The organism is Marinobacter sp. G5_S1_61_S3, from assembly GCF_054968585.1.
In genome coordinates, this window is record NZ_JBQKUK010000003.1 from 70326 (window position 1) to 85289 (window position 14964).

The 14964-nt window shown below is 57.0% G+C and carries 12 protein-coding genes; all 12 read left to right on the top strand.

The window, feature by feature from the left end; all coding sequences use genetic code 11:
- Positions 1 to 45: 45 nt before the first annotated feature.
- On the top strand, positions 46 to 1161 hold the full coding sequence (gene asd / locus ACTRWH_RS03225; RefSeq protein WP_036205486.1) for an aspartate-semialdehyde dehydrogenase: 1116 nt from the start codon (positions 46 to 48) through the stop codon (positions 1159 to 1161).
- 381 nt (positions 1162 to 1542) lie between these two features.
- A complete protein-coding gene (locus ACTRWH_RS03230; RefSeq protein ID WP_228209709.1) occupies positions 1543 to 4686 on the top strand; it encodes a FimV/HubP family polar landmark protein in 3144 nt (1047 codons plus the stop codon).
- A 107-nt stretch (positions 4687 to 4793) separates the two neighbouring features.
- The gene (gene truA / locus ACTRWH_RS03235) at positions 4794 to 5690 is read left to right on the top strand and encodes a tRNA pseudouridine(38-40) synthase TruA (protein ID WP_228209708.1); all 897 of its coding nucleotides are present in this window, start codon (positions 4794 to 4796) and stop codon (positions 5688 to 5690) included.
- Between the two features lie 7 nt (positions 5691 to 5697).
- The gene (locus tag ACTRWH_RS03240; RefSeq protein WP_252971506.1) at positions 5698 to 6327 is read left to right on the top strand and encodes a phosphoribosylanthranilate isomerase; all 630 of its coding nucleotides are present in this window, start codon (positions 5698 to 5700) and stop codon (positions 6325 to 6327) included.
- Complete coding sequence (trpB, locus tag ACTRWH_RS03245) at positions 6320 to 7528, top strand: tryptophan synthase subunit beta (RefSeq protein ID WP_197061310.1); 1209 nt, start codon at positions 6320 to 6322, stop codon at positions 7526 to 7528. The genes ACTRWH_RS03240 and trpB overlap by 8 nt, the downstream gene beginning before the upstream one ends.
- 75 nt (positions 7529 to 7603) lie before the next feature.
- Positions 7604 to 8416 carry a tryptophan synthase subunit alpha gene (gene trpA / locus ACTRWH_RS03250; protein ID WP_036205493.1) on the top strand — a complete coding sequence of 271 codons (813 nt, stop codon included), beginning with the start codon at positions 7604 to 7606 and terminating at the stop codon, positions 8414 to 8416.
- A 40-nt stretch (positions 8417 to 8456) separates the two neighbouring features.
- Complete coding sequence (gene accD / locus ACTRWH_RS03255; protein WP_041333302.1) at positions 8457 to 9383, top strand: acetyl-CoA carboxylase, carboxyltransferase subunit beta; 927 nt, start codon at positions 8457 to 8459, stop codon at positions 9381 to 9383.
- Entirely contained in the window at positions 9367 to 10692 is a 1326-nt protein-coding gene (gene folC, locus ACTRWH_RS03260) for a bifunctional tetrahydrofolate synthase/dihydrofolate synthase (RefSeq protein WP_085680548.1), read from the top strand. The genes accD and folC overlap by 17 nt, the downstream gene beginning before the upstream one ends.
- Before the next feature lie 112 nt (positions 10693 to 10804).
- On the top strand, positions 10805 to 11467 hold the full coding sequence (locus ACTRWH_RS03265; RefSeq protein WP_036205496.1) for an SPOR domain-containing protein: 663 nt from the start codon (positions 10805 to 10807) through the stop codon (positions 11465 to 11467).
- Positions 11468 to 11562: 95 nt separating this feature from the next.
- On the top strand, positions 11563 to 12132 hold the full coding sequence (locus ACTRWH_RS03270) for a CvpA family protein (protein ID WP_036205497.1): 570 nt from the start codon (positions 11563 to 11565) through the stop codon (positions 12130 to 12132).
- 35 nt (positions 12133 to 12167) lie between these two features.
- Positions 12168 to 13691, top strand: a complete 1524-nt coding sequence (gene purF / locus ACTRWH_RS03275) for an amidophosphoribosyltransferase (RefSeq protein WP_036205498.1) — start codon at positions 12168 to 12170, stop codon at positions 13689 to 13691.
- 29 nt (positions 13692 to 13720) lie between these two features.
- Positions 13721 to 14962, top strand: a complete 1242-nt coding sequence (locus tag ACTRWH_RS03280) for an O-succinylhomoserine sulfhydrylase (RefSeq protein ID WP_036205500.1) — start codon at positions 13721 to 13723, stop codon at positions 14960 to 14962.
- The last annotated feature ends 2 nt before the right edge of the window (positions 14963 to 14964 follow it).

Consider the following 14964-nt stretch of genomic DNA (forward strand, 5'->3'; position numbering starts at 1 on the left):
GATACAGGTAGAGGGCGGGCATAAAACGAGGTTCAAAGGTCGCACATGAAGCGAGTTGGACTTATTGGCTGGCGCGGTATGGTGGGCTCTGTCCTCATGCAGCGCATGCGCGAAGAAAACGATTTTGCAGATATCGAACCGATCTTCTTTACCACTTCCCAGGCCGGAAAGCCGGCACCGGACGTAGGCAAAGAGGGTGTGCCTGCGCTGCAGGATGCCTTCGATATCGATACCCTGAAAACGCTGGATGTGGTGGTTACCTGCCAGGGCGGGGATTACACCGGTGCCGTGTACCAGAAACTCCGTGATGCCGGATGGCAGGGGTACTGGATTGACGCCGCTTCCACGCTGCGGATGGTCGATCATTCCGTCATCGTTCTTGATCCGGTCAACCGCAACGTGATTGACGATGCCCTGGCGAAGGGCGTGAAGGACTACGTTGGTGGGAACTGTACTGTCAGCCTGATGATGCTGGCCCTTGGTGGGCTGCTGGAGCAGGACCTGATTGAATGGGTATCGCCTATGACCTATCAGGCGGCGTCTGGTTCCGGTGCCCAGAACATGCGGGAACTGCTCAACCAGATGGGCGAGCTGAAGGGCAGCGTGAGTGACGAGCTGGCGGATCCATCCTCGGCTATCCTCGATATCGATCGCAAGGTAACCGAAACCATGCGTTCGGACGGCTTTCCCACCGAGCACTTTGAAGTGCCTCTGGCAGGCAGCCTGATTCCGTTTATCGACAAGCAGCTTGATAACGGCATGAGCAAGGAAGAATGGAAAGCGGGCGTCGAGACCAACAAGATTCTTGGTCGCAGCAGCAATCCGATTCCGATCGACGGCATCTGCGTTCGCATCGGTGCCATGCGTTCCCACAGTCAGGCCTTGACCATCAAATTGAAGAAGGACCTTCCGGTTTCCGAGATTGAGTCCATCCTGGCCAAAGCCAACGACTGGGTGAAGGTGATTCCCAATGAGCGGGATGCCACCCTTCGGGAGCTCACCCCGGCGAAGGTTACGGGTACGTTGAGTGTTCCCATTGGCCGTATCCGCAAGCTGACCATGGGGCCTGAGTACATCTCAGCGTTCACGGTTGGTGATCAGTTGCTGTGGGGTGCGGCGGAACCGCTCAGGCGGATGCTTCGCATACTGCAGGAGCAGTAACGCAGTCCCGCAGCGGGCAATATTATGCCAACTGTGTCCGGTTTCAGAGAACCGGCTGGGGGCGGAGGCTGAAATACGCCTCCGCCCCTGTTATTTTCGGAAGCGTTTTGTACATGTTTGGGTTCTTGTGGGCTAGACTTTGGCTATTCGGGGGCACCGGATCATCGTTCGGTAACAATATGTTCCCGACCATTTATGAAAAAATGGTGCAAGGACTGCGGCTGATTGATTGATAAAAGAGGTTTTATCAACAATACTTGCCGGGCTGAATATTAAAAACTTTACATAATAACGATAGTAATCAAGACGGAAGTCATCCAACCTCGTCCGATTCTGTTTGTGAAAACAGTAACGAATAACGGAGACTGGTAAGGAAAAAGCATGAAGGTACGCAAGCTTGCGGTTGCTCTGGCTCTGGCGGGAGGGCTTGGTTCTGGCGTCGCACAGGCCCTGGGTCTGGGTGAGATTGAATTACAGTCCTATCTGAATGAGCCTCTGGACGCGGATATCAGTCTGCGTAAAAGCGAGGGCGTCGACCCTGGTGATGTATTTGTAAACATCGCTCCCGATTCGGCCTATGAACGGGTTGGTATCGACCGGAACTATTTCCTTACCAAACTTGATTTCCGCGTCACCACAGCCAGCGATGGCAGTCTGGTGGTGAACGTGTCGTCCCGTGAGCCATTACGGGAACCCTACCTCAATTTCCTGCTTGAAGTGACCTGGCCTAATGGGCGGTTGATGCGGGAATACGCGGTTCTGGTTGACCCCCCGGTGTATGCGGAGGAGTCCGGTGTGCGGGAAGAGGTTGCCGCTCCAGCCACTCGCCAGGTTTCCGAGCCAGCCCGTCAACAGCAGGCCAGATCGACATCCCAGGAGCCCCGGCGCACAACCACTCAGCGTGCGAGGACTCTCGGGCCCACCGGGCCTTCCGATACCCTCTGGAATATTGCTGAGAGTGTTCGCCCCGACAGCAGTGTGTCCATGCAACAGGTCATGCTTGCGCTCCAGGACCTGAACCCTGACGCGTTTATTGCGGGCAATATCAACCGGCTCAAGCGTGGTGAAGTGCTGCGGGTGCCGGATATGGAACAGATTCGCAGTCGTTCCCGTGCCGAGGCTAATCGGCAGGTGGCTGCACAGAACGAAGCGTTCTCGACGCCGCAGCGCACGGTGGATGCCACAGATACTGAAGTTGCTTCAGGGCAAGCGGGTGGTGAACAGACTGGCGGTGATGAGCTGAGATTGCTTGCAAGTGAAGACAGCAGCACTCGTGATGCCGAAGAGGGCGGTTCTGCCGGCGGTGACGGTGATACCGCCGGTGGTGTAGACGCCGGCTCCGCCGTCGTCATGGAAGAGCTCGAAAGCGCCCGGCGAGAAAATGAAGAGCTGGGTGGTCGGGTTGATGATCTTCAAAATCAGGTCGAAACCCTTCAGCGTCTGCTGGAACTGAAAAATACACAGCTTGCCGAAATGCAGCAGGCTCAAGGTGACAGCGGCCAACCTGCAGATGCACCTCAGGCGGAGACATTGTCTGAGCAAGTCGCTGAAGAGGAGATGGAAACGTCCCCCGATGGCGACGCTACTGATATGGCCGCAGAAGACATGGATGCCGCGGACGGTATGGCCACCGACGAAGATGCGGCTGATCCTGCGGCAACCGACATGGATGAAACCACCGCAGCGGGCGCCGAAGAAGGTGCTGACGCACCGGCGATGGGTGATGATGCCGATATGCCAGAGGCCGACGTTGCGTCCGATGAGATGGATGCCGGTACCGCGCCTGAGGAAGAGGCCGGTCAGCAGGAAGCCGATGTAGCATCACCGGCATCCGAGCAGCCTGCCAGCGAGGTGTCGACATCACCGGCGGAGTCTGACAAGGGCTTTCCGGATAACATCATCAGCGCGATTACCAACAACCCGATGTATCAGATAGCGCTTGGCGGTGGTCTGGTTGTTCTGTTGTTGCTTCTGCTGTTGCTGGCGCGTCGCAATGCCAATCGTGAAAAAGCGTTTTACGACCAGCTGAATAGTGAAACCGACGCGGAGACCGATACCTTCGATCTCACCCTGGATGACGAAGACGGTGCGGATGCACCGGAGAGTGACCCTCTGGCGGAAGCCGACGCCTACATTGCGTATGGGCGTATGGATCAGGCGGCACAGTCTCTGGAAACCGCAATTTCCCGTGAACCCAGTCGTACAGATCTGCGCTTGAAACTGCTTGGGGTGTACGCGGATACCCAGGACAGACAATCCTTTGAGAAGCAGCTCGGTGAGGTTGAGACCCTGGACGACGAACAGGCTATCGCCGAAGCTCACGAAATGCGCGCTCGCCTCGAAGAGGCTGAGTCAATGCCTAGCATTGACGATCTGGAATCTCAGCTGAGATCGGATTCTTTCGACACCAGCTCACGTGACGAGGATACCGTATTTGATGAGCCGGCTTTGGACAGCACATCGGATGATGAGGCTGAAGATGAGTTTGGTAGCCTGGAGACGGATTTTTCCGATCTGGACGAAACTGACGACACCTACGCCGAGGAATCCGAAAAGGAACCGGGCCCGGATGATCTAATCGAGTATGACCTCTCTGGTATCGATACCTCGAGTGGTAAAGAAGAGGCGACCACAGAAAAATCCGATGATCTGGCTGACGACGCCTTCGACTTTTCACTAGAGGACGATTCAGCCGAGGAGCCGAAAACATCCGAGGAAGACGATGATCTGAGCCTCGATTTCGCGGAGGATGAACAGGAATCCAGCGAAACAACGGACGACTCGGATGAATTCGACTCACTGGAACTTGATGAGGACGATCTGGAAACAGCCGGCGCTGACGACTCTGAAGGTCAAGAGCCGGAAGTTGACAGCCTGGAAGAAAGCGATCTGGATTCCCTGGACGAATCCTTCCTGGACGAACTGGATGCTGAGCTGGATAAAGTTGCCGGCGAAGATGAGACGTCTTCCGACGACGAACAAAGCGAACTTGACGACCTTGAGCTTGACGTTTCCGACGAGGACCTTGCGCTTATGGAAGAGTTTGCCGATTCCGGCGATTCCGCCGGTATAGATGCGAATAACGATCAGCAGGAGGATTCTACTCCTCTGGATGAAGAGCTCGGCCTTGAGGATACCCTGACGGGTGAGGAGCCCGCAGATCCGGAAGAGACCGTTGCAGGCGTCGAGGAAGTGGAAGAAGATCTTCCAGAACTTAGCGATGATGATCTCGCGACTGCCGAGTCCGCGGAGGAAGAGTCAGGTGAGCCTCCCGTGGCATCTGATCCCGCGTCCTCAAAGACTGCGTCCAGCGCGGATGACATCGAAGAAGCCGATCTTGGCGACGACGATGACTTCGATTTCCTGACAGGCACCGACGAAGCGTCAACCAAGCTTGACCTTGCCAGAGCCTACGTGGAAATGGGCGACGTCGATGGAGCCAGGGATATCCTTGAGGAAGTGGCTCTGGAAGGAAATGAGGAGCAGAAAGCGGAAGCGCAGGATCTCCTTAAAAATCTGTCCTGATTCGATATAATCAGTACAGCGAATGCGAAACGCCGGTTACCGGGCCCGTCCCGGATTAAAGCCGGCGTTTTGTTTTTTATTATCAGCTTGCCAATCCGGACACTTCATTGTTTGTTACGCCACAACCACTGACCACTGACGGCGCCATCGGGGCGGGGCGGGTCGCGCTTGCCTTTGAATACGATGGCCGGGGCTTCCACGGCTGGCAATATCAGAAATCAGGCGTGCGGTCGGTTCAGGGAGAACTGACCCAGGCAGTTTCAAAGGTTGCTGACCATACTGTTGAACTCGTATGCGCGGGTCGCACAGATGCGGGCGTGCACGCCAGTTACCAGATTGCCCATTTCGAGACGCCCTCGGTGCGTAATCCCCGGTCCTGGGTCATGGGAATCAACACTTCATTGCCGCAGGATATTGCGGTTCATTGGGCCGGTAATGGGGTGGATGACTTCCACGCCCGTTTTTCCGCGACGTATCGCCGGTACCGTTATGTAATCTATAACCATGCGGTAAGGCCGGGCATCCTTTATGGCCAGGTTAGCTGGACGTTTCGCCCCCTGGATGCAGCGCTGATGCATCAGGCTGCCCAGTTTCTTTGCGGTGAGCACGACTTCTCCTCATTTCGTGCGGCTGGCTGCCAGTCGAGGTCACCCATTCGGTTTCTTGAAGCCATCGAGGTAACCCGAAAAGGGAACTTCGTCGTAATAGATGTGCAGGCAAATGCGTTCCTGCATCATATGGTTCGCAATATCGCCGGTGCACTGATGTCGGTGGGTACAGGGAAGCAGCGGCCGGCCTGGATTCGTGAGATACTTGAGGCCAGAGATCGGACTGTTGCAGGCGTAACGGCACCGCCCCATGGACTGTATCTGGTGGATGTAGGGTATCCGGAAGGGTTCTCTATCCCGGCAGCTCAGTGCGGGCCAGCGTTCGTCGCACCCTGGTTTGAGGCTGATGAAAACCGACCACGCAGCCCGACTCACATACACCGAAAACAGCGATAGACGGCTTATGAGAACCCGGGTCAAGATCTGTGGTATCACCCGAAAGCAGGACGTTATTGCCGCTGCCAACGCTGGAGCGGATGCCCTGGGCTTTGTATTCTACGAGCCCAGCCCAAGATATGTGACACCTGATGCCGCCAGGGAGCTGGTGGATGCGGTTCCTCCCTTTGTAGCGGCAACGGGGCTGTTTGTTAACCCCGAAGCGTCATACGTCCGGGAGGTGCTGTCACAGGTGCCGCTGGGGCTTCTCCAGTTTCATGGCGATGAATCTCCGGAATTTTGCAACAGTTTCGGTGTTCGCTGGATCAAAGCCGTGCGGGTGCGCGAAACTGATGATATCGAACATGCCTTTGAGCATTACCGTAACGCCAGCGGCCTGCTGGTGGATGCATGGGACCCGAAGAAATACGGCGGTACCGGACAGTCCTTTAACTGGTCATTGATACCGTCCACGCGCCCATTGCCTCTCATATTGGCCGGCGGCCTGGCTTCTGATAATGTATCCCGCGCTGTTGCGCAGGTGCGCCCCTGGGCCGTCGATGTCAGTGGTGGTGTGGAAAGCAGCAAAGGCATCAAAGACGACGAAAAGATCACTGATTTTATAAACGAGGTTCACCGTGTCGATGAAACTGACTGAAGAAATGCTCAAGGCGCTTCCGGATGCACGGGGTCACTTTGGTGCTTACGGCGGAAGATTTGTCTCCGAAACCCTGTTTGATTCGCTGATGACCCTGGAGCGTGAGTACAAAAGACTAAAGGACGATCCGGAGTTCCAGGCGGAGTTTGATCGGGATCTGGCGCATTATGTTGGCCGGCCCAGCCCGCTGTACTTTGCTGAAAGACTGAGCCGGGAAACCGGTGGTGCACAAATCTGGCTGAAGCGTGAAGATCTTAACCACACGGGCGCGCACAAGGTAAATAACACCATCGGTCAGGCACTGCTCGCGAGTTTCCTGGGTAAAAAACGGGTCATTGCAGAAACGGGTGCCGGGCAGCATGGCGTTGCTACAGCGACCGTGTGCGCGCGCCTGGGCCTTGAGTGCCACGTGTTCATGGGCGCCGAGGATGTAAAGCGACAGTCCCTGAACGTTTACCGGATGAAACTGCTTGGCGCTGAGGTTCACTCCGTTCAGAGCGGAACGCGCACACTCAAGGACGCCATGAACGACGCGATGCGTGACTGGGTGGCGAACGTTGACGACACCTTCTACATCATTGGTACGGTTGCCGGGCCTCACCCTTATCCACTGCTGGTGCGTGATTTCCAGTCAGTCATCGGGCGAGAAACCCGCGAACAGTCCCTGGCCCAGGCGGGTAAACTGCCGGATGCGCTGGTGGCCTGTGTCGGTGGTGGTTCCAACGCCATCGGCATGTTCTATCCGTTCCTGACCGACGAGAGTGTGGAGATGTACGGTGTGGAAGCCGGTGGCCTGGGTATTGAGACCGGAAAACATGCGGCGCCGCTGAGCGCGGGACGTCCGGGTGTGCTTCACGGTAACCGGACGTACCTGATGGAAGACGAAAATGGCCAGATCGCGGGCACCCATTCGGTCAGTGCCGGCCTTGATTACCCGGGCGTCGGGCCTGAGCACAGCTGGCTCAAGGACATTGGCCGGGCCCACTACGTGTCGGTGACCGATGATGAAGCTCTGGATGGCTTCCGGAAGCTGACACGGGTGGAGGGTATTATGCCCGCGCTTGAGACCGCCCATGCGGTGGCCTACGCTATCAAGCTGGCCGCTACGATGGATAAGGACCAGATGGTGGTGATCAACGTCTCCGGTCGCGGTGACAAGGACATACACACCATCGCTCAACTGGATGGCATAGAAGTTTAAGCAGTTGCCCGGTATCTGACGGCAGGTCGCCGGGCTGGTACGGACTGCAGTGCAGGAATAATCACAGGAGCAGGCATGAGTCGAATCGAAGGGGTGCTGAAAGCCCTGAAAGGGCAGGGTCGCAAGGCGCTGATTCCGTACATTACCGCTGGCGATCCACATCCGGATCTGACCGTTGACCTGATGCACACTTTGGTGTCGGCGGGTGCTGATATCATCGAACTGGGCGTACCGTTCTCCGACCCAATGGCGGACGGCCCGGTGATTCAACAGGCGTGTGAGAGAGCGTTGGTGCACGGGACGTCATTGCGTCAGGTGCTGGGAATGGTGAAAACGTTCCGTGAGAAAGACAATGCCACACCGGTCGTGCTGATGGGTTACCTCAACCCGATGGAGGCCATGGGTCAGGAGAAATTCGCTGACGCGGCTGTTGATGCCGGGGTTGACGGTATCCTGACGGTGGATTTGCCGCCGGAAGAGGCGGACGAAGTGGCGCCGTTGTTCACGGCCCGGAACCTTGATGCGATTTTTCTGTTGGCACCAACCACGACGGACGACCGAATTCGTGCAATCAGTGAGCACAGTTCGGGCTATGTGTACTATGTTTCATTCAAGGGTGTTACGGGCGCCGGTAAGATCGATGTGGATGAAGTGGCCTCGAAGGTGTCCCATATTCACGAACTGACTGCGCTTCCGGTGGGTGTTGGATTTGGTATTCGTGACGCTGCAACAGCGGCAGCGGTCGGTCGGGTATCCGATGGTGTAATTGTCGGCAGTGTACTGGTCGATACAATAGCCCGAAATCAGGCGGATCCTGATCAGCTCAAACGGGCATTGTCGGATCTGCTCCACCCGATGCGAGAAGCACTGGACAGCCTGGCTTCGTGACAGTCGGGTTCCCGCAGGCATCAAAGGACAGGATGAGATCATGAGTAACTGGCTGGACAAGATCATGCCGAGCAAGATCCGCTCGGAATCCAAACAACGGACCGGTGTTCCTGAAGGTCTGTGGAAGAAATGTCCCAAGTGCGGGGCGTTTTTGTACAAGCCGGAGCTGGATAAGAATCTGGACGTGTGCCCCAAGTGCCAGCATCACCTGAGGATAACTGCCCGCCGTCGTCTGGATGTTTTCCTGGACGCCGACGGCCGCCAGGAGATCGCGGCTGATCTGGAACCTTGGGACCGCCTGAAGTTCAAGGACAGCAAGCGTTACAAGGATCGCCTGAGCCAGAACCAGAAAGCCACTGGTGAGAAAGATGCCTTGGTTGCCATGCGTGGCTCCTGCCTGGATATTCCGCTGGTTGCGGTGGCCTTTGAATTCAACTTCCTTGGCGGCTCCATGGGGCAGGTCGTGGGTGAAAAGTTCGTTCAGGCGGCCAATGTGTGCCTGGAAGAGCGGATTCCATTGGTGTGTTTCTCTGCCAGCGGTGGCGCACGGATGCAGGAGGCAATCCTGTCGCTGATGCAGATGTCCAAGACGGCCGCCGTGCTTGAGCGCATGAAGCAGGAGGGCATTCCCTATATCTCGGTCATGACCGACCCGGTATTCGGTGGCGTTTCCGCAAGTCTTGCCATGCTGGGCGATCTGAACATTGCGGAACCTTATGCGCTGATCGGTTTCGCCGGTCCTCGTGTTATCGAGCAAACTGTTCGTGAAAAGCTGCCCGAAGGTTTCCAGCGCAGCGAGTTCCTGCTGGAGCATGGCGCCATCGACATGATTCTTCATCGGCATCAGATGCGTGAGCGCATTGCTGCCTTGTTGGCCAAGTTTACCGATCTGGATAAGCCGGCCACGGAAGCGCCCATCGAGTTCGAAGTGTCGGAGCGACCGGAAACCGATGCCCCCGCAGAATAGCCCTGTCGCCCGGGGCAATGCTGTCCCGGGCGATAAAGCCACGCTTGACCAGTGGCTTGGTTACCTCGAATCGATCCACCCTTCTGAAATCGACCTTGGCCTCGACCGAGTGTTGCTGGTGTTGCGACGCCTGTTTCGCCGCAATCCGGCCGGGCGAATCATCACCATCGCAGGTACCAATGGAAAAGGCAGTGCGGTAGCGGCACTTGAGAAGCTGTTAATGGCATCGGGGCGGTCCACCGGGGCCTATACCTCTCCCCACCTCCAGAACTATAACGAGCGGGTAAGGATCAACGGGGCGGATGTTAGCGATGACCAGTTGGTCCGTGCGTTTTCCCGGGTAGAGGAAGCTCGCCGTGATACCACGCTAACGTATTTCGAGTTTGGAACCCTCGCTGCTTTTGTACTGTTCCAGGAAGCGGGTGTCGAGGACTGGGTTCTTGAAGTTGGGCTGGGTGGGCGCCTTGATGCGGTCAACGTTCTGGATCCGGATCTGGCCATTATTACCTCCGTTGATATCGATCACGTTGCCTTTCTCGGAGACAACCGTGAGGTCATCGGTTTTGAGAAGGCGGGCATCCTTCGCCCCGGCATACCCGCTGTCTACGCCGATATCGATCCACCTGAGTCGGTATTGCAGCAGGCGGCCGCCCAGAAGGTCCAGCTGGAAAGGCCTGGAGAGACGTATCAATTGGTGCCGTGCGACCCAGGCATAGCACCAGCTGGCAGTCTTTGGCTGGAGCAGCCTCGCTACGGCGACCGGGTATTGCTTCCAGACAACGGGCTTCCCGTCCACAGTCTGGCCGCAGCAGTCGTTGCTGTCAGACAGTTGGCGCCGGAATTGGCGCCCAGTGCCATTGAGCAGGTTATCGCCCGGCTGACGTTGCCGGGTCGCTATGAAGTCTTGCAGCAGCAACCTCGGGTGGTGGTTGATGTCGGCCACAATCCCCACGCCGCCAACTGGCTGGCGGCTCGAATCGGGCGGCGGGAGCCCGGGGCCGGTCGTGTTATTGCTGTCTACGCCGCCCTCGAAGACAAGGATGTGGAAGGGGTAGCGGGCGCAATGGCTCCGGTAGTCGACGAGTGGCACCTGGCTGGTCTGGACGTTCATCGTGGGTTGTCCGGTCCTGAGCTGGTTGACCGAATAGGTGGTCTGCTTCGGCTGCCTGCAGCCACAGTTTCCGTCTCGGTCTCAGCGGCCGTGGAGGAAGCTCTGGGTGGCGCCGGTCCGGAGGATATGGTGGTGATATTCGGCTCCTTCTACACGGTAGCGCAGGCCAGGGTGTCCCTGGGGAGAACGGCGCCTTAAATATCCTTCATTCCGTCGTCGAAGCTTTGAGTTCTCAGCATTGGGCGGTTAGTATCGGGCACAGAAAGTCGTCAATGATGGCGGGGCAGGAACAAACAGGGGACAACCTAACGTGGACGGACTGAAACAAAGAATCATCGGGGCTCTCGTGCTGGTGTCACTTGCCGTAATCTTTGTGCCGATGATGTTCGATGAACCACATTCCGAGCGCGAATCCACCACAATCAAGATCCCGGAAGAGCCGCCGTTCCCCGAAGTGGATGCACCCGAGCCAGAACTTTCCGATGCCCCGGCGTACCGGCTTGAGGAAAGCGATGCGGCTGGCGAGCCGGACTCGACCCCCCAGCCGTCAAACGACCAACCAACACCCGATGCTGACATGGCGGGTACAGAGCCTCAACCTGTCGCCAATGCCGTCGAAGAACCTCAGAATCCTCCAGAGCCAGCGCCATCTGAAGAGCCGTCGTCATCCGCCAACACCGGCTCCGCTGATCCGGCGACTGAGACGGATTCAGCGGAGTATACCCGCTCGCTGGAAGGCGCGTGGGTTGTCCAGTTAGGCAGTTTTGGCAGTGGTGATAACGCCAGGCGGTTGCGTGACAAGGTTCGTGACAAGGGTTACAACTCCCACCTGCAGCAGGTGACACGCGGTGACACCGAGCTGACCCGTGTCTTTAGTGGTCCTTTCGCGGAAAAGGCGGAAGCTGAAAGAGCAAAACAGGCGCTCGACAAAGCCTTTGGTCTCAACAGCCTGGTGACCTCCGGCGACAAATAACCCGGGCTTCTCCGGTCACTTATGCGCACAGGGCGGTTTGGTCGGGTGACGTTTCCTGATAGAATTCGCGCTTCCTTATTTTCACCGGGTTTTCCATGGATGCGCTGATCTGGATCGACTGGGTCATCATTGCCCTGATAACTGTTTCCACCCTAATCAGCCTGAAGCGTGGCTTTGTGAAAGAGGCGCTCTCGCTGATCACGTGGGTGGGGGCGTTTATCCTTGCCCGGACATTCCATCCCCAGATGCAATCTCTCCTCGAGAGCACCGTTGAAACGCCGCTTGTGCGGCTTGTCGCTGCCTTCGCGATCCTGTTCTTTGGTACCCTTATTGTTGGTGCCATAATCAATAACATGATCGGCCATCTGGTCAGGGCGACCGGGCTTTCCGCCACTGACAGAGTGCTCGGTATGGGATTCGGCCTGTTACGGGGCGTTGTGGTGGTGATTGTCGGGATTGCACTTACCCGCTATACGCCGCTGGCACAGGACACCTGGTGGCGTACGTCCATCATGATAGACCGTCTGGCCGTGGTGGAAGATTGGTCAAGAAGAACCCTCGGAGACGAATTTGCCCGCTTTCTCGGGCCGGCAGGCGGGGAAATGGATAACCCCTCCGGTTCTCAGCAGGAAGATAACGTGGAACCCGCTTCCGCGTCCCGCTAACATTCAGTATTAACGCTTCGGAGATCACCGTATCCATGTGTGGCATTGTCGGCATAGTCAGTACTTCCAACGTGAATCAGACGCTTTACGATGCGCTGACCGTATTACAACACCGGGGCCAGGATGCGGCGGGAATTGTTACCTTTCAGGATGAGCGTTTTTACCTGCGCAAGGACAACGGCCTGGTGCGGGATGTATTTCGTACCCGTCACATGCGCCGCCTGGTGGGTAATGTTGGTATCGGCCATGTTCGGTATCCCACGGCGGGCAGTTCAAGCTCGGCGGAAGCGCAGCCGTTTTACGTCAACAGCCCCTACGGCATTACCCTGGCCCATAACGGCAACCTGACCAACGCCGACGACCTTAGCCGTGATCTGTTTCGCACCGATCTCCGCCACATCAACACCAACTCTGATTCCGAAGTCCTGTTGAACGTGTTTGCCCATGAGCTTCAGAAACTGGGCAAACTCGACCCGACCAAGGAAGAAATTTTTGCGGCTGTTCGGGCCGTGCACAAACGCTGCCGCGGCGCCTATGCGGTCATAGCCATGATCACTGGATATGGCATCGTCGGTTTCCGAGACCCCAACGGCATTCGCCCCGCCTGTTATGGCGTGCGCAAGACCGAAGAGGGTGAGGAGTACATGATTGCCTCCGAGAGCGTGGCGCTGAGTGCCGCGGGCTTCAAACTGGTGCGGGACATCGCGCCGGGTGAGGCGGTGTACATTGAAACCGATGGCACGCTTTATACCCAGCAGTGCGCTGAGGAAGCTCACCTTTACCCCTGTATATTCGAGCACGTGTATTTTGCGCGGCCAGATTCCATTATCGACAAGGTATCGGTCTACAAGGCGCGGCTGCGGATGGGGGAAACTCTGGCGGAGAAGGTGCTGCGGGAGCGTCCGGACCATGATATCGATGTGGTGATGCCGATACCGGATACCAGTCGCACCTCTGCGATGCAGATGGCGCATCGGCTGGGGGTGAAGTTCCGTGAAGGCTTTATCAAGAATCGCTATATCGGCCGTACCTTTATCATGCCGGGCCAGAAGATGCGGAAGAAGTCCGTGCGCCAGAAGCTGAACCCGATCGATCTCGAGTTCCGGGGCAAGAACGTCATGCTGGTGGACGATTCCATTGTACGGGGAACCACCTGCAAGGAAATCGTGCAGATGGCCAGAGATGCCGGTGCCCGTAAGGTTTACTTCGCGTCAGCAGCGCCCCCGGTTCGTTACCCCAATGTCTACGGCATTGATATGCCGTCGGTGAACGAGTTGATCGCCCACGACCGAAGTGTTCAGGAGATTGGCGAGCTCATCGGCGCGGACTGGTTGCTGTACCAGGATCTGGATGATCTCATTACCTGTGTGAATGACGTTAATCCGGAGATCGAGGGGTGGGAGTGTTCCGTCTTTACCGGCAATTACGTTACTGGTGATGTGGACGCAGCCTATCTCAATAAACTGGAGGCGGCCCGCAATGACGAGAACATGTCCCAAGCCGGTGCCGGGGATTCCTCCGACAACGGCATTATCGATCTGTATAACGACGAAGACTGACCCAGCATGGCCATAAACAGGAGTTTGTCATGACCTATCGCCGCGAAGAACATGTTCTGATCCCCGAGTCGGATCTTGAGGGCATGTCGGTGGACACTCTCGCGGTCCGTGCCGGTCAGATTCGCACCGGCCAACTGGAGCATAGCGACGCAATTTTCCCAACGTCGAGCTTCGTTTATGGCAGTGCCGCACAGGCAGCGGCCCGGTTTGGTGGTGAGGAGCCGGGCAATATCTATTCCCGTTTTACCAATCCCACGGTACAGGCGTTTGAATCCCGTATTGCGGCGATGGAAGGCGGAGAGCGTGCTGTAGCGACGTCGTCCGGCATGGCGGCCATCCTGGCGACCTGCATGGCGCTGCTGAAAGCGGGTGATCACGTGATTTGCTCGCGGGGCGTGTTTGGCACCACCAATGTGCTTTTTCAGAAGTACCTGGCGAAGTTCGGTGTGGACACCACCTTTGTGGGCCTGACGGATATGTCGCAATGGCAGGCTGCGGTGCGCCCTGAAACCCGGATGCTGTTCATCGAAACGCCAACGAACCCGTTGTGCGAAGTCGCCGACATGGAGGCACTGTCCGGGTTGGCCCGGGCGAATGACGCCTTGTTCGTCGTGGACAACTGTTTCTGTACACCCGTGCTGCAGCGCCCATTTGAGCATGGCGCCGATGTTATCATTCACTCTGCCACCAAGTATCTGGATGGCCAGGGCCGATGTGTCGGTGGTGTCGTTATTGGTCCCAACACACTGATGGAGGAGGTCTACGGCTTCCTTCGTTCTGCCGGTCCCACCCTGAGCCCATTCAACGCGTGGGTTTTCCTCAAGGGTCTGGAAACCTTACCAATCCGTATGCGCGCCCATTGTGACAATGCGTTAGAGTTGGCGACATGGCTTGAAGGGCAGGGCGCGGTGGATCATGTATTCTATGCCGGTTTGCCCGATCATCCACAGCATGAATTGGCGAAGCGTCAGCAAAGCGGGTTTGGTGGAGTCCTTTCCTTTACCGTGAAAGGTGGCCGGGAAGAGGCCTGGGCGTTCATCGATGCGACGCGAATGATCTCCATTACCGCCAATCTTGGTGACGTCAAAACCACGATTACCCATCCGGCCACAACCACGCACGGTCGCCTGTCTCCGGAAGACAAGGTTCAGGCGGGTATTACTGAAAATCTGGTACGGATCTCGGTGGGTATCGAAGCTGTTGAGGACCTCAAAACCGATCTGCAACGCGGGTTTGAGGCTCTTGAAAATTACCGTCAGGGAACTGTCTGAGC